Raw genomic sequence first — 19,061 nt, forward strand, 5'->3', positions numbered from 1 at the left:
CGATAATCGCACGAATACTCAGTACTGACTCCGTAGGTTGCGTCATGGATTTCATTAACTAACAAAAAATGACTCCGATTTTGACAAAGTTCGGAGTCATTGTAAATTTTGTTGGATATGCTTGGACAATCAAATATTCATTTTTTTGTTAGATACGCTTAGGTTTTCAAGAATTCTTTTATTTGATGGAGGCTTCATAAATATCCTGAATAGATTTGAACAGCATCGCGTTGAATTCATCGTCTGTTTGCCCTGCGGTTAGCCCCTCTGACAAGGCACGCGAGAAACTGGCGATCAACCCGTGATGATGTGAAAGCTTCTCGTTTGCTTCCGCTTGCGTATAGCCGCCTGACAAAGCCACAATCCTTACAACGTGCGGATCTTCCATTAAATCGCTGTAGAAATTGTCTTCCGTAGGTATGGAAAGTTTAAGCATAATATTTACGTCTTTGCCCAGGGTCGATAAATGAGCGGAAATTTCATCTTTTAATAGTTTTTCCGAAGTAATCTTATCAGCGCTGTAGATATCAACTTCTGGTTCAATTATCGGAACCAGTCCCATTTCTGCGATTTGCTTGCCGATGGCAAACTGTTGTTCCACGACTTTTTTGATTCCCGCAGGATTGGCTTCCTTAATGAGCGAGCGCATTTTCGTCCCGAAGATGTTGCGCTCTGCCGCCCGTTTCAGAAGGTCGTTTAAACCGGAAATCGGCTTCAAGAGTTGAACCCCGTCTTCAAGATCAGCGAGCCCTTTATCGACTTTGAGAAAAGGAACAATGCCTTTCTTCTCCCAAAGATAGTCGGCGGTATATTGCCCGTCAATGAGTCGATCCATCGTGTTCTCAAATAAAATGGCACCCAAAATGTACTGGGAGTCAAACCCGGAACCTTTTATAATACGCGTTCTCATTTCGTGAACCAATGCATACATCTCTTCTTCGTTCGAATAGCTATTTTCTTTAATACCATACTGCAGCAGAGCTTTAGGAGTACTTCCCCCGCTTTGGTCCAAGGCCGCTATAAAGCCCTTTCCTGTATGGATTCGATCCAATTGCTTTGTATTCATGAATATTTCTCCTCCCTATCGTGGACTGAATGGCATTTATTATTCTTTTATTATAGCACTTTTATTAGGATTCCTACATCCTATAGCTTCACTACCTGCTTTTACGCCCCTTTTTCCAGAAATAAGATATTATTAAACTTTCAATCGGAGGTAAAACAGATGCAGAGGATTCTATTCAATCTATATTCCTGAAATTACTAAGACCCGATCGATCCTTTTCTGATTACGAACATGAGAAAGCATTGCTGATTGTTACTGCGAAAAATCATTGTAAGGTTATTTTGAAAAGCTGGTGGAAAAGGCGTCGCGAAGATCTGAGGCCCGCCAGAGGCACCTTGCTGGGATGATCGCGAACAATCAGGAGATGTGCTGTTATCGATAACAGCCTTTTTAAAATAAGTGTTAGACTGGTTCTAAAAATGAAACAGCGGCGCACTAGGACTTGAAAAATAAAGTCTTAGACTGCCGCTGCTTTTATTGTACGATCGACACCTTTAAAGTTGTATAACCTGATTTTATCAACATCCACTTTCACCATCAAAATCAAAGCAACTCCAGAGCTTTCAGTAAGGCGTGTTCACTTGATTTGGCGCCTTCTTTTGAAAAATATGCATCCGGAAACATGGGAGACAAATGATGGTACCCAGGGTAGACATGAAATTCCACTAAGACACCATCTAAGACCAGTTGTTTGGCAAATATTATGGCTTCATCTATGAATAAATCAATGGTACCTATATTCATATAAGTCGGTGGTAACCCGGCCAGTGACTTTGCACGCGCAGGCACGTAATATTCACTTACGGTCTCCTGACCTGGTTCATGCCCTAATACAGATTTCCAGCCAAAATAATTACTTTGTTTTGTCCAAATAAACTCACCTGCATATGGATGTTCTGGCGCAATACTCGTACGGTCATCTAGCATTGGCCTCATTAGTCTTAGATGATGGATTTCGAATTCCTTCTGATCACGAATGTATAGGGCTAGACCAGCTGCTAAACCACCGCCAGCGCTTCCGCCTGCAATGGCAACTTTCTGAGTATCTATCCCTAATTCCTCCGCATGTGCAATACACCATTTTAGGCCCGAATAGCAATCCTGCAACTGACTTGGCTGTACATGCTCTGGGGCTAAGCGATAATACACAGATACACAACAAAAACCATGTTGTGCAGCAAGTGACGCATTACCTGGACGATCAACGACTGGACTTCCTAAAACCATCCCGCCTCCGTGAATCGAATAAAATAGAGGCATCTTATTATACTTTGGTTGTTTGGGCTTAATGATTTCTATTCGAATATCTGGACCACCAAAATAACTTGGCACAACCTTTTCTTCCAATGTGACAGGGAACATCTGTGTTACATCTATTTGTGGCATCATTTGCGATTGATTCTTACGTGATTCCATTAACGTTGATTGGGTAAGATCGTTTGTTGGTATTAAATCAACTGCCCTGATAATTTCTGGATCAATCAGATGTCTACTTCTGCTTTTTTGCTCCGTCATAGTAATAGTTTCCTCACTTTCTTGTTATAAGCACAATTTATTATTAAATATTTCCCTTCGTTTTATTCAGGAAACGGGACCCTATCCAAACCCTTTTGTTGTAAACTCTTTCGAAGAGATTTAGATTCTAACTCGGAAGTTGGCCATCACGTATATCCCCATAGCTGTCCTTTTTATGTTGCTGACGTATCTACTCCTATTTTAAAGAGTGAAATAAGCTTCTTAAATGAAAACAATGACTTAGATTCATTTTTTACATAAAAAACACTGATGAAAAATATTCACCAGTGTTGTTCCCTACTTTTTATATGAATAAACTATTTTCTTAATGGTTTCGGTTGAGAGGAAATATTCCATAGCCAGTTGGTCGATACTGCTGTTACTAATAAAAGCATTTCTGATAGCGACATTTCGCTGATCAAGCAACCGCCTCCCGCCACTCAAACTTCCCCAATCCTTATATTCCGCTTCCTGCTTAGGAATGTACAGAGTCTCTCCTTGAACATATTTTTGGATTTCCATGATTAGCTTTTCGGGTAAAACCTTTGTTGCATTTGTATATTTCAATTTTGCCCGCCCCTTATTTTGATTTTTTAAATAAGGTGCAAAGCCAAAATATTAGAAAAGCTTTTTCAGCGTTAAAATTTGTTTCGCCCCATGCAAAGTAACGCTTTCCCAATAATTGGCTTTGCATGAGTAGAAGAAGTGACAGACAATCTTAAGAGATTCTCCATCAGTAAGCACCCCCTTTTACTTTACAAGTATAGCATAATTTCAAAGATTGTATTCTTCCGCTCCCCTGTGACCAGCGAAATGATCAACATGATCTTCATCCGTAAGAATGGATGCATCCTTGATAAAAATGCATCTACTAAGCTTGCCCATGATTTTGTGAGGAGAAAATAGTGCAGCAGCCCGCCGCGGCTGTAATGTCTCCACGCAGGGCATGCATATGGGGATTAAATGCGACTTGTCTATTCACGTAATAATTATCTGAATTTAAGGTTGGGTTAATATCCCCCTGTTATTCTATAAATACCCCATTACCACTATTCACATAGAGCGAATTGGACTTGCGACCGTAAAGAGTTGCAGGTCTAATTTTTTTCTAATTCTTCTAGATAACAATTGTAACGGAAAGATTTATGCTTCAGATTACGCTTGCAATCCCACTTCATGAAATAAAAAGTTAATACAAAACGGCAGGATCAAATTCATACGCCGAATTTGATCCTGCGTTTTGCTTTTACGATATATATGATTCTCCTCAGACCTTAATCTCTTTAACAGATTCCTGTAAATAATGTGTCATTCTACTGATCTCTGCAGCCGAATCGGCAAAATAACTTGCAATACTTAGCTGTTTATCCGTCCATTCTCCAATCTGGAGCGTTTGATCTGACGTAGCTTTGGCAATGCCGGCAATTTCATCGACCGTAACCGATATTTCCTCTGAACTCGCGGTAATTTGCTCCGTAGCATCGGAAATTTCTTGTATTTGTTCGGTTACGAATCGGAACATCTCCACGACGGTCAAAAAAGATTCTTCAACCTCCGCCGACAATTCCGTGCCCATTCTTACTTCCATTGACCCCTTATCCATCGCCTCGCTGATTTGCAACGACTCATTTTGCACATTATGCAGTAAAGAAGCGATGCGTTGTGTAGAGCCGAAGGCATCATCTGCCAATTTTCTCACTTCTCCTGCGACAACAGCAAACCCGGTACCATGCTCACCGGCACGTGCAGCCTCAATGGATGCATTCAATGCAAGTAGTTTGGTTTGTTTGGCAATGTTGGAAATGGCTTTTAAAGCCTCTTCGATCTCGCTCGAATAGTCACGTAAAATGGTAACACGTCTGACGGTTTCGTCAGTAGCTGAGGCTATCGTACGAATCTGTTGATTCATACGCCCGATCATATTTCGGCCTGATTCAGCATTCTCCAGAGCTTTAACGGAGGCGTCCGAAACCATAAATGAGGCTTCTGATATGCGCTGAATTGTGAATGTGACCTCTTCCATGGCACGCGCGCTATCCTGGGTGCTGCTATGCTGAACATTTGCTCCGCTAGCAACCTGATTGACCGCCCCGTTAAGTTGGGTATTCATCTCAAGCAAATGCTGTGCTTCAGAGGTGAAGCGTTCGGAGGAACTGACCAATTGATCGGATAGTTGAGCAGTTTTTGAAACCATACCACCGACAATGGTATGGAGACTATTCGACATTGTTACAATGGCACTGTGCATGGCACCAACTTCATCCTCCGTTCGTACGGGATGTTCCTGAAGCTGCCTTTTTGCCTCTGCGAATTCACCGGAAGAAATATTTTTTGCAGCAGATACGATCCATTTCAGCGGGCGAAGGGCACGAATAAGCATCCACACCAGAAACCCAATGCCCAAAAATGTCAGTATGATCATGAGAAAGTAGTACGGTATGCTTTTATGGATAACGCTGCTAGCAATGCTATCAATTGCCGCGGCTTCCGTATCGATTCCTATAACGCCAAGAACACTGCCATCCGATCGTTTGATTGGCGCGTACGAAGAAATATATTTGCCATATTGGGGATTGTCGATGATCGCAGAGCTTGCCGTATTTCCCATTAACAGCGTTTTGACAGCATCTGGAGGAATATCAGTTACTTCGTTTATGGGAGAAGCAGATGCCGAATCCTTAGGTTGGCCGTCGATCATAATAAGTGGATGCTGACTGTCATCAATGCGCACTATATAAACATAAAGCGCTCCGATTTGCGTACGGAACAGATCCAGTTCTTGTCGAATCGTCCAATATTCATCATTCTCCTGTGGGTTTTTCAAAAATTGTTCCAATCTTGCTGAGTTAACTTGCTTAGAGTAACTTTCTGCCATATGCGCGCCATAGCTTGTAATTACCTGATTGGCTGCTACTTTTGAATTGGTTATCTGTAACATCATATAGCCCGATGATAATAGCAGAATAACAATCATAATTACGACAGCAATTCGCAATGCCAAGCGTCTTCTAACCCATTTGAACAAAATCATCCTATGAATCAAGCCCCTTTTTGCTATGTCTTGCTATATTTTTTTAATATTCGAGAATATTCGATATTTTTTTCAAAATCCCTCCCCATTTGCATACTAATATTCTAAAATAACTAAGCTGAAACGATGGCAGAATTAAGATTGGATGACACGGCGGTGATAGAGAAAGAGGCGCGACTTGGAAACGTCTGAACATTTTGTTATGATTTTGGATCAGGTGTTCACCTTTATTTATGAATCCGGCAAGCGTCGGAACCATGTATGATAACAATGTTTATAGACAACCAGAACAGTTGGGAGAATTTATCATGGACGAAAGACAATTTAATGAAATCTTCGCGATTATGAAATCTTCATTTCCGGATAGTGAAATGAGAACTTATGCTGGGCAACAGGCACTACTTTCCAACCCCTACTACCACCTTATTACGCAGATGGATGACAATGAGAACATCATCGCTTTCTTAGCCGCATGGGAATTTCCTCTGTTCCGTTTTGTGGAGCATATTGCCGTTAATCCCACCATACGTGGTGGAGGCATAGGGGGAAAGTTAGTAAACGCGTATATCGGAGAGTCACAGAAGCCTGTTTTGTTGGAAGTAGAGCCGCCTGTCATAGAGTTAGCACAACGGAGAGTAGGCTTTTATGAGCGATTGGGGTTTCATCTCAATTTTTTTGAATATGTGCAGCCTCCTCTTCAGGAGGGACAAGAGGATTTATCGCTCAACATTATGAGCTATCCTCAAGCTCTTACGGAATCTGAATTTGGCCTTTATAAAGGAACCTTGTATACCGAGGTGTATCAGGTTCCCGAACGCAACCGTTTATAAAATACCTCTGGTATATCGCAGAGAGCCCCTCTTGAAATAATGAAACAATCAAGGGGGGCTTTCTTTGTCTTACAAGGACGCTAAACGCTCAACGACCTTTTATAAGGATTCTGACGAATCATTTGAATGAGGTTTGTCGTCGCTGCAGATAGCGGTTCATTTTTCCGCGTACAGATAGCAATTGTATTTTGTAGATGGATCCCTTCAACATAGACGCGACATAATTCTCCACGCTCAACATATTCACGTACAACCAATGAAGAAACGAAGTTGGCGCCGTAACCGGCAATAACTGCCGTGATAGCCTCATGCAATCCATTGAATTGCAGCGTGATTTTGGGTATCGATGAATTATACGTTCGACACAGAGCAAATAATCTCTCGCGTGTTGAACTTCCCTCCTCCCGCATGACAAAAGGCTCCCTCATCATTTCGAGTAATGAGACTTGCTGGTTCGCATATCTGTGATTTGGAGCAACTACAAACCATAATTCATCTTGAAACAGCTCTTCAGTCTGTATCGTATCGGGATACTCTTCGGGTAATCCTCCATAAATCGCTAAATCTACGTCCACATTTAACAGCTTTTTCATGGCATCGCTTGAATTGGTCGTAGTAATCGTCATTTCGACTTGTTCATATTGTTGTTTGAACTTTGCAATCCAAGTAGGGATCAGAAAATGAGCAGGTAAATACGTTGCAGCTAATCGAATATATCCGTTCGTTCCGTTACGGTAATCTTGTGAGAATTGTTCGATTTGCTGTTCTACCGCAAAGAGCCTCTTTGCAAGCAAAGCTATTTTTTCACCGGCATCAGTTAAAGCAATCCCTCTGCCCTGAGGCTTTAGCAGCGTGAGGAATAATTCCTTTTCGAACTTTTTAATTTGAGCCGTAATAGCTGGCTGACTTATATTTAATAATTCTGAGGCGCGTGTCACACTTCCCGTGGAGGCGATCACGTGAAATAAACGTAAGGCATGCAGATTCATCCTAACTTCTCCTTGCACCCATTCATATATTTAAAGTATAAATACAGAAAAAAGATATATTATACTTATGATTATACTTCATTTACACTTAATTCAGAAGTTAAAAATGAATGAGGAGATGTGATGATCATGAATCAAACGAGCACTTGGGATAAAGTAGATCAATATATTTCAGAGCACCTCATTCCCCATGATTCTATTCTGGAAAAAGTGTTGGCAGCCAATCAGCAAGCAGGGTTACCCCCTTATGATGTATCGCCAAGCCAAGGGAAATTATTGCATATATTAGCCCACATGCAAGGCGCCAAGCGCATACTGGAGATCGGTACATTAGGAGGTTACAGTACAATTTGGTTAGCGAGAGCACTACCTTCTGACGGACAATTAATCACAATCGAGTTTGACCCGCTTCATGCTAAAGTAGCTCAAGCCAACATATCCCTTGCTCAAATGGATGGTGTTGTGGAGCTTCGAGTCGGGGATGCTTTGCAGCAATTGGCTCAAATGGAAGAAGAGGAGATGGGGTCCTTTGATCTTATTTTTATTGATGCCGATAAGCCTAATAATCCCAACTATTTAAAATGGGCTCTACGGTTTTCACACCCAGGAACTGTTATTATTGGAGATAATGTTATCCGTGAAGGCGAGGTCATCAACGAAAATAGCCTTGATCCCCGTGTAAATGGCGTAAGAAAGTTCTTTGACCTGTTGGCTGAAGAATCGAGAATTACCGCAACGGCCATTCAAACTGTGGGCAGTAAAGGATATGATGGTTTCGTAATTGGGATTGTTAAATGAACGGATTCATCCCAATCAGGCAATAGTCTCATTGGATCGTTTGCATCTACATCCTCATCTTTTTGCATTTAAGAACCCAGGCAGGCGGTACATTCATGCACGTGTACCCCACATCTGCTATAGAAAAATTCGTTTGAAATTTCTTTTTCAGCAGAAGTGTATATTGAAATGCGATAAAAACGCCATGACAAGCTAAAGCCTCATTGATGATTTGAAACAACCGTTCTTGCAATTCATCGGAAAAGTTGGCAAAAGGAAGCCCAGAAACAATCAGGTCAAAAGGACGCCCAGTTTCTTTTACGACTTCACTGAGTTTGCAGGCATCATCAAGTATGCGAAACTCCGGAAAGCGCTGCTTCAAATCCTCTCGGAATTTACCGTTTTGTTCAAACAGGAACATTTGACTTTGAGAAGTCATGTTGTTTTGTATATATTTGGTGAACACGCCTGTTCCCGGACCGAGCTCTGCGATTTGTTGCATTTTGTGCCATGGCAATGTGACCGGCAGCATTTTACGGGTTAAGAACCGTGAACTGGGCATAATGCTGCCCACTTGGCCGGCATGTATGAGAAACTCTCCGAAGAACGATGGCTTTTTCATTCGACACCTACCTTCTTTTCTAACAAGTACACATTTATCCCAAAGAAAACGAGGCTAAGCATGAGTAAGGTTAAGAATGAAGGCCAATTCGCAAATACGATAATCCAAACTAACAATCCGACAACAAAAGCAAGAAAGGTTACCAGAAGAGAAAGCTTGCCGATCCATTTTCCCAGAAGCGTACTCATCGAACATAAAAAAACAAGACTCGTCGCGGTAAGAAAAAGCTTTACGACTAAAATCACCTTAGACCACTCAAACGTGACCAAAGGCTCAGCTCTAAATAATACCCCGTCGCTTAGCCAGTGCTGGATCCATAATCCTACAATCGTTACGGCTAATAAAAGCAATATTTCCACTAGAATAGCGATGTATTTGGTTATCAGCAAGTAGGTTCTAGGGACCGGAAGAGCTAATAAATGATAGATCGAATGCTGCTTCCACTCCTCACGCCATGTAGAAAAACCATGCATAAACGGAATAAGAAGTACTACTACAAAAACAGCTATATTTAAAAACATCATAAAGGCCATATTATCTAAGTTACTGTGAAACGCTAGAATCGTAACTGCTGCAATCAAAAGAACATCTGCTCCTAGCGTAATCAACATGATATTCCTTCGGTTTCGCAGTTCGGTTAGCAGCAAGCGACTAAATGCGTGCATGATCATACACCTCTTTCAAAATATCTATCAGTGACTTGTTTCTTTCATGTTTTAATGTTTCTACATTTCCTGAAAGAAGCAGGTTACCGTCGTGTAAAAATAGGATCTTATCGAGCATAATATCAATTTCTGAGATTTCATGTGTGGTAATGATGATAGTTTGCCCTTCTTCCATGAAATCTTCGACAATGGCTTGGGCAATCTGCTGTCTTGCAAAAGGATCGATGCCAGAAAAAGGTTCATCCAGCAGCAGGTACTTAGCTTGTCGACTCAGCGCCAGCAGCAGCTTCATTTTTGCCCGCGTCCCTCTGGATGCTTGGTGAATAAGCCAATCTTCCTTTAATTCAAAAAAATTCAATAAATGACGCGCCTTTTCATCGTCCCAATCCCAATAAATATCTTTCATGTAACGTATCGCATCGGACAATTTCATCCAAGGATACCAGACATCAACATCTGGTAAATAGGTCATCATCGCTCTTGTGGTTTGACTGTGTGATTGGTCGTCAATAGTGATTTTCCCATGATCCAAACGCACTAATCCTGCAATAGCTTTAAGCATCGTCGATTTTCCTGCCCCGTTCGTCCCCAACAATCCTATGATTTGACCCTCTTCAGCACAAAAAGATATACCGTTCAAAGCTTTTTTATTTCCAAAAATTTTTACGGCGTCATCCACTTTAATCATTCCGGCTTTCCCCTCTCCAAATACTTTTAATGATGGCTAATATTTCTTCATCTGATCGCCCAAAAGACCTAAGGCTTTCAATACTTTCGCTTACCGCGGCATTGAATGCTTCTTTACGAAGGGATTCGAGTATGACTTCATCGCTTGTTATGAAACTTCCCTGTCCACGAGACGTAACGATCAAGTTCATCTCCTCCATCTCCCTATAGGCCCTCTGAATGGTATTAGGGTTAACCCCCAGTGTTTTCGCAAGCTCACGGCGTGAGGGAATTTCTTGCCCCAACTTGTAAGTGCCATTGAAAAGCTTTATTTTAATGTCGTTAATAATTTGGGAATAAATCGGCTCGATCTTATTAAATTCCATTGTTACCTCCATGCAACAACATAATGTCAATGTTACCGCCAACTCTACTGTATTAATTAATTAATACAGTAACACATAAAATTCATTCATGTCAACTGTCATTTTAGCTTGCTGACCGCAAATTCTCCTGCCGCATTAAATCTAAAAAATGCCGAAAACCCTAGTGGTTTCCGGCATTTTTCAACTCAATGGTAATTCAATTGCAAATCTATAATGGCCCTCCTCATATTCGAGCCAAATGCGTCCCGCGTGTAGTTCAACAATATTTCTTGCAATAGAAAGACCTAATCCTGAGCCAGATGGCATATGTTTATCGAGTTGAGAGGGCTCTATTCGAAAAAATCGCTCAAACAATTGAACTTCCTGCTCCTGCGTGATCGGAAGTCCATCATTTTCGATAAATAAGATAATCCGTTTTTCCTTCACAAGCAATTGCAGCTTAATTTCTCCTGGTTTAACAGAAAATTTCAATGCGTTCATGAGTAAATTATCAATAGCTCTAACCATCTTCTCAATATCCATGCGAATCAAGACAGGTAAGCCACTTATATTTTTGCTGATCGAGATTTCATGTTCTTTGGCTACAGGCTCGAATTCTGCAATCATTTGTTCGAGTAAGCTGCTGAAATTGACTTCTTGAAACGATAATTGAACATCTTCATTGGTTAGTCGCGTATATTCGAACAAATCATCGATGAGCCTTTTCAACTGTTGGGTTTTATTAAACGAGTTTTCGATGTAGCGTTCTTGTTCCTTTTCATCCTTGAATGTACGGGTCCTTAACAAATCCAGATAGCCCATAATACTCGTTAACGGCGTTCTTAGATCGTGAGAAACATGTGTTATCAACTCCATTTTCGACTTTTCCTGTTGACGCTCACGTTCTGCTTGCTGCTGCAAGCGCTCGGCCATCTCGTTAATGTTCTGCGCAACAAGCCCCAGCTCATCATATCTGGATGTTGGAAGTCTATAGCTCAGATTCCCACTGGCAATATGCTTCAATCCGTCCGTAATTGCATTAAAATAGCGAACAATATGGCGTGTCAGTAAAAAGAAAAAACTGATAAACAACATAAAATAAACAATGAGCGAGATGATTTTATATGAAAGGTCAGGTAAGAGGTATGAGATAACCCAGTTGTTTAAGAGACTACTCGAAATAAGTGAAAGCATAAGCGTTAGCACAAAAGTCCATAGCAGTTGACTGCGAAGACTGGTCCTCCCGTTGATAAAGCCCCAAAGTTTATTTCTCAATCTTATACCCCACTCCCCAAACGGTTTTAATAAACTGAGGCTCACGTGGATGAAGTTCAATTTTCTCGCGAATATTTCGAATATGAACCATAACCGTATTTTCAGAATAGTAGGCGTGATGCTCCTTCCAAACGTTTTGATAGATTTTATCTATACTGAACACTTGCCCCAGAGAAGAAGCTAACAATTCGAGAATGGAAAATTCAATAGGGGTTAAAGCGATCTCTTTCCCTCTTACTGTCACCCGATGATGGTCCTTATGAATAATCAGATCCTCAATGCAAATTTCTGAAACATCTGAAGCTTGATTAGCGGTGAGGTAATTTTGTCTTCTTAACTGAGCCTTTACTCTTGCGATCAATTCGAGCGGATTAAAGGGCTTCGTCACGTAGTCGTCCGCGCCCGTTGAGAGACCCGTAATCTTATCCAAATATTCTTCCTTGGAAGAAAGCATAATAATCGGAATACTTGATTCCTCTCTTATTTTTAAACAGGCTTTGATCCCATCCATTTTGGGCATCATGACATCCAAAATGATCAAATGGACCTTCTCACGCCCGAGAATTTCTAATGCCTGCGTGCCATCCTCCGCTTCCCAAACGTGATATCCTTCATTCTGAAGGTAGATATGAAGAACATCCCGAATTTCTCGATCATCATCAACAACTAAAATGGTTCTCACCATCAATCTCATTCTCCTCCCGTGGACGGTTTTCTTCGAAATAACATTCGAATGACGAAGACACATCCAAATACGACAATAATAAGGCATAGCAGCTTCAAACCATAGTTATAAACCGAGTATCCTACGTCATGTACATAGTTACCAACAAATCGCCCTGCCATAAAAAAGAGCATTGTCCACACCAAACCTGTCGAATAAGAAATCATGGCATATTGTTTAAAGCTCATTTTATTAATGCCCACCAGATAGGGCATGACATGTCTGACAATGGGAAGGAAGTAACCGATACAAAGTGCCTTATTCCCATATTTTCGCACTAAATTTTCCGAGAATGCAATATATTTTTCCAACTTTTTCTTTCGAAGCTTATCGAAAATAGGTGTCCCTACAAATCGTCCCAGTACATACCCTAGTGACAACCCAGAAATAACCCCTAAATAGGTAAGTAAAAAAGCCGGCAGAAAGGCTAATGAGCCGCTAACAGTTACAGCCCCGCCTGTCATAACAACGACTTCATCCGGAATAGGCATACCTACGATCCCAAGCCATAAGGAGAAAAATAAAGCCGCATAGCCAAAATGTTGAATCAGAAATGTCAACGTATCATAGTTCATTTAACATCTCTCCTTTTTACGGCAAATATAAACAAAGGCTGGCGGGACGTTCATCGGAACAAATAGGATCTCTTCGATATCAAAATGCTGGCTCAATTGTTTTTTCATCTGCTGCGAATATTGAAAAGCAATGAACAACCCATCTGGTTTAAGCGATTTATAAATTTGAGCCATAAGCTGATCCCGAATCGGTTGAGAAAAATTAAAAAAAGGAAGTCCGCATAAGATACAATCGAGCTGTTCGATTTTTTCGTTCTGCATACCAAGCTGAAGTTCGCAGCAATCCTCATAGCAATAAAAATTGCTATAACGTTTTTCTAATAATGATCGCAAATAGGGATCTTTTTCAAAAAGTAAAACCTTCGTATTTTTTTTCACAGCCTTTGGAATGTATTGGGTAATTGCGCCCGTACCTGCGCCAAGCTCGGCCATACTATCCACTTGATGCCATGAAACGGAAGCTATCATTTTCTGTGCCAGGAACTTCGAGCTGGGGAGCACACTCCCAATTTGGTTTGGCTTTCTGAGAAACCGGGATAGAAACAATGCTATCTCTTGAGCCTTTGCTACGATAAGTGAACTCATATTCAAATTCCTCCTTTGGTTGCTGATTCTTAGGTTATCTAAAAAATCTGCGGATAAAGGGGAGGATTTTCTGAAGTTTTTCTGAATCTTTCTTAGCAAACTAGGAGAAGAGCGGATTATTAAAAAGGACAGCCCAAACCTAACGAATAGGTTTGAGCTGCCCTTATTTTCTTCCGTTCAACAGGATGATTTCATTTTCGAAAAGATCAGAAACATGCCTATCCAATGCCTTAGCCCTCATAGTCTGTGGAAGAGCCGATCGGGCCATTGCTACCGAATTTACCTACCGTGTCTTGGTACTCCTCCCGCGGCTCGATATGACTCATGGAAGCTCCTCCCCCATCGGTACGGAAGCCGCCCGGCTCAATTATCGTAACTTTCAAGCCCAGTGGAGTCACCTCTTTGGAAAGAACTTCGCTTCCTTCGTGAGATTGATAACGCCCTATAGGTTAGTCTCTATCTGGGCGCGGAAGTCCTCGTAGTCCGTCTCTTCGATGGAAGAGACATTGCCATAGCCAGTGTTGTTGGCATGTTTAATCAATTATTTAGCACACTTTGTTCATTTACTTTTCTCATGAGAAGCAGAGAGGCGATCATGGACACGCCTATTGCCATGGCCAGAAGCATAAACGTTTCCCTGTATGAAGAAAAATGAAACAGAGCTTGAATGCCTTTCATGAAAAGCGGACAAATAAACTGGACGACATAGTTGCAACCAAGCAGCAAGGAGATAGCGGTTGTCATCCGCTGCTTAGGCACAAGTTCTGCTGTTTTATTAAAGGAAATCGGGAAAAACATTCCCTCTGCAAAGCCAATCAAGATCACAGCAATGGTAAGCATCCACATGGATTGTGCAAGGCTTAGGAGCAGAAAGCCAAGACCTATAACCAGCAATGCAAAAGGAACAAGGGCTTTTTGAAAAAGTCGTGTTATTGCAGTGATGGAAAGTCCAGCCCCAAAAACACCGATTAACGATAAGGCCGATAAATAACCGACTGTCGATGCCGTTCCAATCCCGTTCTCCCCTAAGTATAAAGAGAGGCTGGTTGGAATTATAAAATATAACATGACGTGAAGTCCGCTCAGCAAGGCAATGGTATAGAACATAAGGGGTATTTTGGCCCTTGGTTGGATGCCGTTTTGTTCATTTGTTTGAGCTGGCGGAATCTTTGGAATAAACAATGCTACTAAAATAAGTAAAATAATTGCGTAAGAATAACTTAAAAATACACTTCTCCACCCATACGAAGCAATAACGCCACCAATCGTTAGGAAAAGAGCTCCCCCAATACCATTTACAGATGCGACAAAGCCATTCATTCTATATCGTTCCCGGCCTTGGAAATTTTCAGCAATCATGGCATTAAAGGTCGGAGAAATTAAACCGATGCTCAGACCGAGAATGGCCCTAAAAACTAAAATCCAGGAAATTGAGTTCATAAATGACGGTCCAATTCCACCAATAATATAGAGGATTAGCCCAACAAGCAGAATATGTTTTCTGGAAAACTTTTTAGATAAATAACCTGCGATAAATAAGGTCGGTAAAATAAATAAAGAAGATAACGTTACAACCCATTGAATGAGCAGCGCGCTGGTATCCGGAAAATCAACCATCAGTAGTTTGACTGCCGGTGCAGCAATCATAGGGGCAAAAGTGGCGGTTACAGCTAAGCATAACAAAGCGATTCTAAAGCTTAGTTTCACGTTCATACTTCCTTTCTATCCAATTTTATTTTTATATCAATCATGAGTTATCCACTCCCTATTCCTAACTTCGTAAAAAGAATAACACCAAATCAAGATGAAGTAAACAAAAAACACGTTTTCTGTCTATTATGTAAATATCGTATATTTTATTTTATGATTTGTGTATAATAATAGGCAGCGGTAGGGAGGGAACCCCATGGATGAATACAACGACAATCACAATAAAACGAAAACTAAATTAATAAAAAAGCTTATATCTTTCATCATAAAAGAAGGTTTTCAACAATTACGAATGGATGATATTGCAAAAACTATGGATGTCAGCAGAGCTACCATGTACAAGTATTTTTCTTCAAAAGAGGAAGTTATTGAGAGTGTTGTAAACGTTTTTGTGGAATATATAAATAAACTAATCATTCAACCCTCCGAGGATAACGAGTCCTCATTTGGAAGTCGATTTCAACAGTTGTTTGAGCAATCAGTCATTCTTGCCGGCTATATTACCGATGTCTTTCTAAAGGAACTTCAAGTCATATATCCTGATGCCTATGCTCGGTTAAAAGGTGCCCTATATCAACGTGAATTGCATACCATAGGGTTCTATCAGGATGGTATGACCAGTGGTATTTTCAACCAAATCAATGAGAAATTTATTTTGCTGCAAGACGATGTCCTGCTTCGAGAAATCATCAACATTAAATATTTGCTGCTCAATCAGGTATCACTCCAACAAGTTCTGCATGATTATTACATCTTCAAAAAGATTCAATTATTTAAAGCGGAAAAGCTAGTCATTGTTGACGATTCAAGAATGACACCGATTATTGACCATATCGTTCAAAGTATAACCGTGCCTTATAAAAAAAGCACAAAACCGGCGTAACTGCCGGTTTTGTGCTTTTAGAGTTGGATCGATTGGGGTATAAAGAGGCGCGAACGCAAATGGGCTCTTATTCGCCTTGTATCACTGCCGAAATACGGAACATAGACGATGACAGTTCTCCACGGACAGCTGTGATGTTAAGGAAATGGACTCCTGTTTGTGCCATTCGATTCATCCACGGCAAAGCCGTTCAGGTGTACTCAACTTTATCGAACAATCCGGTTGCGTATCGCATACACGACAGCCTGTGTGCGATCCTCTACACCGAATTTTTGCAGGATACGATGCACGTGGGTTTTGACCGTACTCTCGCTAATATAGAGCTTCCCTGCAATTTCTTCGTTACGCAGCCCATATGCCATTTGCTGCAGGACCTCAAGCTCCCGCTCCGTAAAGGATTCAAGCATCTCTCCTTGGGACGACTCTGGATCAAGAATGACATTCGCTGAATGAATCGCCTGAGAAATGACTTTAGCGGCAGTAGCTGTACGGAAAATGGCCTCTCCCCGATACGCGGCGCGAATGGCATCAATGAGCTCGTTAGGAGCGGCGTCCTTAAGCAAATAACCGACAGCCCCCGCACGAATGCCATTGTACACATATTCCTCCAAATCAAATGTGGTAAGGATAACAACTTTACTGTCCGGCAAAGCCAACAAAATGTCACGGGTAGCATCAATCCCGCTGAATTCGGGCATTTGCACATCCATAAGCAGAACATGAGGACGAAAGCGATTGGCTAAAATGACAGCTTCGCGGCCGTTCGCAGCCTCACCTATGACTTCCATATCCTCTTGGGCATTTATGATGAAACTCAAACCGTGTCTGACCAACTGTTGATCATCTATAATGGCTACCCGGATCGCATTACTTTTCAACCGCCTCATCTTCCTTTCCCTCATTATCAAGTGGTACTTTGACGGTTAACATCAGTCCATGGGGCTGCCGCGTTTGCATGAAGAAGGAGCCTCCCGCTCTTTCAGACCTCGCCCGCATACCCGATAAGCCGAAACCGGCCACAGGCGGAGCCTCTCCGGTAAATAGGCCATCATCCTTTATCGTCATTGCAATTTCCTTCCTACTTTCAGTGACCGAAACCTCAACGTTCGTTGCCTCCGCATGACGAATCACATTAGTTAACGCTTCCTGTAGAACACGGTACAATAATTCCGAAATCTCGGGCTTCCAAGGATCAGTCGTTCCGGTGATACTGATCGAGATACGTAACCCACTTTGCTCCTGAACTAATCGGATGAGGCTTCTTAGAGCCAGCAGGCCGAGACCTGCATCATCTGCTGCCATTTGGTGGACAACGGCACGAACCTCTGTCAGACAGCGGCGGGATACATCCAGCACATTGGAGAGCGTGTTATCAGCTTCTGAAGGGTTGGTTTTTATCATATATGGTAAAGCCTGAAGCTGAACGATGACAGAAGTCAACCCATGTCCAATGCTGTCATGGATGTCCCGAGCGATTCGTGTTCTCTCTTCCAGGACAGCATAACGCAAAGAGCGAACTGTGGCTTCTTCCAATCCCTTATGCGTTAGTTGAAGTTCTTGGTGAGCTTGCTCCAATTGTGCATGCATCTCACTGAGCTCATTAAAATGCTGTTTCCTTATCTCATTGGCTTCACGTCGCGTTCGAGTACCCCATAGAAAACCATACATCCCCGTATAAATAATTGCGTACATCACAATTTCTCTCAGATCCGCTTGTGGTGTATACAACCAGATGACTAAATCCGCCAATATGACGGCAGCAGCCATACCTACCGAAAGGCTCCCTGACAGTCTTAACGCCATGTATCCAACAAGATAGAAGACAAGCACAACCGTACTCTTGTATCCACCGAATATAATCCAGGAAAATGCGGTCAGCAGCCAGAGCAGGGCCACGGCTGCCGCACGTTCGCGATTACGAACGAGCCATCCATTTGATGTCCAAAAGAGAGCTAAATAACCGATGCCCAGCAAAACATCCATGGCAACCGCGAGCGTCGAAGTCCTCGTTATATCTTGTGCAAGCACAACAATTAAGATCATGCTTAAGGCGACTGTCCTTGAGCGGTTGGACACTTTTTGAATGAATTTTACAAACCAATGTCTGTGCGGCATATCTGACCAATCACACTTTCTGCCCGAGCGACAGGGCCTTGGTTATCTGCGCTGCCCCTGCATCAGCAAGTATCTGCTATAGAGCACATAACGGCGAGCGATAATATTACCTAGAGGGAAAAATAACAGCGCATTGCTTAATGATACCAGAGCATGTTCCTTTCCCCAATACCCCGCCAATAAACGCAAAAACATAACGCTCATAAAAAGTATGATGCTGCCAATTGAGCTTTGTGAGGTTATTTTTCCCGACGCGGGATTCACACGAACCTTATCCATCTTTCCTCTCCATGTGCCAACACCAAGACCGACCGCAAGGAAAACAATATACAGAAGGAAACTAGCGATTGTCAGACTAAACGATTGGGAAATGCTTGAATAAGCTAACCAAATAAAAAGTACAGGTGTAATCCACATCCGTGAAGGCTGAATTTCTTTTTCTCTGCCCATTCGTAAGAGAACGATGATAAGGACAATGAAGTAGACGTACGTTGTATGCATGGCGACTCCTCTTTTCTATTAAATTCTATAGATCAAGCATAAGCCATCGTTGAAAAAAAGAAGTCCACCCCTAGATGGATAAAAGGATCAACTCTACTACACCTGGAGATGTATGCTTCAGTTAGAATAAACAACCGATCCAGGGCAAAAGATAAGCCGAATACATA

21 protein-coding genes are annotated in these 19,061 nt (G+C 41.8%); 3 read left to right on the plus strand and 18 right to left on the minus strand.

Annotated features, from left to right (window positions below):
• Positions 1 to 178 precede the first annotated feature (178 nt).
• The 4 genes from FU659_RS01400 to FU659_RS01415 all read right to left on the minus strand — a co-directional run bounded on the left by FU659_RS01400 (position 179) and on the right by FU659_RS01415 (position 5,612).
• Positions 179 to 1,066, minus strand: coding sequence for a fructose bisphosphate aldolase (locus FU659_RS01400; protein ID WP_147945880.1), 888 nt, complete (start codon positions 1,064 to 1,066; stop codon positions 179 to 181).
• 543 nt (positions 1,067 to 1,609) lie between these two features.
• Positions 1,610 to 2,581: an alpha/beta hydrolase fold domain-containing protein gene (locus FU659_RS01405; protein WP_147945881.1), complete on the minus strand. Its 972-nt coding sequence runs from the start codon at positions 2,579 to 2,581 to the stop codon at positions 1,610 to 1,612.
• A gap of 297 nt (positions 2,582 to 2,878) precedes the next feature.
• Complete coding sequence (locus FU659_RS01410; protein ID WP_147945882.1) at positions 2,879 to 3,148, minus strand: CD3324 family protein; 270 nt, start codon at positions 3,146 to 3,148, stop codon at positions 2,879 to 2,881.
• 700 nt (positions 3,149 to 3,848) lie between these two features.
• Complete coding sequence (locus FU659_RS01415) at positions 3,849 to 5,612, minus strand: methyl-accepting chemotaxis protein (RefSeq protein WP_147945883.1); 1,764 nt, start codon at positions 5,610 to 5,612, stop codon at positions 3,849 to 3,851.
• A gap of 308 nt (positions 5,613 to 5,920) precedes the next feature.
• Here FU659_RS01415 and FU659_RS01420 point away from each other — a divergent pair, with 308 nt between their 5' ends.
• Positions 5,921 to 6,442 carry a GNAT family N-acetyltransferase gene (locus FU659_RS01420; protein WP_147945884.1) on the plus strand — a complete coding sequence of 174 codons (522 nt, stop codon included), beginning with the start codon at positions 5,921 to 5,923 and terminating at the stop codon, positions 6,440 to 6,442.
• Positions 6,443 to 6,522: 80 nt separating this feature from the next.
• On the opposite strand, the gene FU659_RS01425 is transcribed toward FU659_RS01420, so the two are convergent.
• The gene (locus tag FU659_RS01425) at positions 6,523 to 7,431 is read right to left on the minus strand and encodes a LysR family transcriptional regulator (RefSeq protein WP_147945885.1); all 909 of its coding nucleotides are present in this window, start codon (positions 7,429 to 7,431) and stop codon (positions 6,523 to 6,525) included.
• 129 nt (positions 7,432 to 7,560) lie between these two features.
• On the opposite strand from FU659_RS01425, the gene FU659_RS01430 reads away from it, so the two are divergent.
• Positions 7,561 to 8,229: an O-methyltransferase gene (locus tag FU659_RS01430; protein WP_147945886.1), complete on the plus strand. Its 669-nt coding sequence runs from the start codon at positions 7,561 to 7,563 to the stop codon at positions 8,227 to 8,229.
• 46 nt (positions 8,230 to 8,275) lie between these two features.
• On the opposite strand, the gene FU659_RS01435 is transcribed toward FU659_RS01430, so the two are convergent.
• From FU659_RS01435 to FU659_RS01480, 10 genes are all read right to left on the minus strand, one after another.
• Complete coding sequence (locus FU659_RS01435) at positions 8,276 to 8,830, minus strand: class I SAM-dependent methyltransferase (RefSeq protein ID WP_147945887.1); 555 nt, start codon at positions 8,828 to 8,830, stop codon at positions 8,276 to 8,278.
• Positions 8,827 to 9,495 (minus strand): ABC-2 transporter permease, encoded by a 669-nt coding sequence (locus tag FU659_RS01440; RefSeq protein WP_187273826.1) that lies wholly within the window; start codon positions 9,493 to 9,495, stop codon positions 8,827 to 8,829. The genes FU659_RS01435 and FU659_RS01440 overlap by 4 nt, the downstream gene beginning before the upstream one ends.
• Complete coding sequence (locus FU659_RS01445) at positions 9,482 to 10,183, minus strand: ABC transporter ATP-binding protein (RefSeq protein ID WP_147945889.1); 702 nt, start codon at positions 10,181 to 10,183, stop codon at positions 9,482 to 9,484. The genes FU659_RS01440 and FU659_RS01445 overlap by 14 nt, the downstream gene beginning before the upstream one ends.
• The gene (locus FU659_RS01450) at positions 10,176 to 10,547 is read right to left on the minus strand and encodes a GntR family transcriptional regulator (protein WP_147945890.1); all 372 of its coding nucleotides are present in this window, start codon (positions 10,545 to 10,547) and stop codon (positions 10,176 to 10,178) included. The genes FU659_RS01445 and FU659_RS01450 overlap by 8 nt, the downstream gene beginning before the upstream one ends.
• Before the next feature lie 180 nt (positions 10,548 to 10,727).
• Complete coding sequence (locus FU659_RS01455) at positions 10,728 to 11,621, minus strand: HAMP domain-containing sensor histidine kinase (RefSeq protein ID WP_261807546.1); 894 nt, start codon at positions 11,619 to 11,621, stop codon at positions 10,728 to 10,730.
• A 169-nt stretch (positions 11,622 to 11,790) separates the two neighbouring features.
• A complete protein-coding gene (locus FU659_RS01460) occupies positions 11,791 to 12,486 on the minus strand; it encodes a response regulator (RefSeq protein ID WP_397354843.1) in 696 nt (231 codons plus the stop codon).
• A 5-nt stretch (positions 12,487 to 12,491) separates the two neighbouring features.
• On the minus strand, positions 12,492 to 13,100 hold the full coding sequence (locus FU659_RS01465; protein WP_147945891.1) for a DedA family protein: 609 nt from the start codon (positions 13,098 to 13,100) through the stop codon (positions 12,492 to 12,494).
• On the minus strand, positions 13,101 to 13,685 hold the full coding sequence (locus tag FU659_RS01470; protein ID WP_147945892.1) for a class I SAM-dependent methyltransferase: 585 nt from the start codon (positions 13,683 to 13,685) through the stop codon (positions 13,101 to 13,103).
• A gap of 230 nt (positions 13,686 to 13,915) precedes the next feature.
• On the minus strand, positions 13,916 to 14,068 hold the full coding sequence (locus tag FU659_RS36215) for a hypothetical protein (RefSeq protein ID WP_222708468.1): 153 nt from the start codon (positions 14,066 to 14,068) through the stop codon (positions 13,916 to 13,918).
• A 154-nt stretch (positions 14,069 to 14,222) separates the two neighbouring features.
• Entirely contained in the window at positions 14,223 to 15,392 is a 1,170-nt protein-coding gene (locus tag FU659_RS01480; RefSeq protein ID WP_187273827.1) for an MFS transporter, read from the minus strand.
• A gap of 199 nt (positions 15,393 to 15,591) precedes the next feature.
• On the opposite strand from FU659_RS01480, the gene FU659_RS01485 reads away from it, so the two are divergent.
• Positions 15,592 to 16,278, plus strand: coding sequence for a TetR/AcrR family transcriptional regulator (locus FU659_RS01485; RefSeq protein ID WP_147945894.1), 687 nt, complete (start codon positions 15,592 to 15,594; stop codon positions 16,276 to 16,278).
• A gap of 206 nt (positions 16,279 to 16,484) precedes the next feature.
• On the opposite strand, the gene FU659_RS01490 is transcribed toward FU659_RS01485, so the two are convergent.
• From FU659_RS01490 to FU659_RS01500, 3 genes are all read right to left on the minus strand, one after another.
• Positions 16,485 to 17,156: a response regulator gene (locus FU659_RS01490; RefSeq protein ID WP_187273836.1), complete on the minus strand. Its 672-nt coding sequence runs from the start codon at positions 17,154 to 17,156 to the stop codon at positions 16,485 to 16,487.
• A complete protein-coding gene (locus FU659_RS01495) occupies positions 17,146 to 18,321 on the minus strand; it encodes a sensor histidine kinase (protein WP_187273828.1) in 1,176 nt (391 codons plus the stop codon). Before FU659_RS01495 ends, FU659_RS01490 begins: the two co-directional genes overlap by 11 nt.
• 114 nt (positions 18,322 to 18,435) lie before the next feature.
• Positions 18,436 to 18,894, minus strand: a complete 459-nt coding sequence (locus FU659_RS01500) for a DUF1453 family protein (RefSeq protein WP_147945897.1) — start codon at positions 18,892 to 18,894, stop codon at positions 18,436 to 18,438.
• Between the last annotated feature and the right edge of the window lie 167 nt (positions 18,895 to 19,061).

The sequence above is a fragment of the Paenibacillus sp. N3.4 genome, assembly GCF_008017805.1.
GTDB lineage: Bacteria > Bacillota > Bacilli > Paenibacillales > NBRC-103111 > Paenibacillus_E.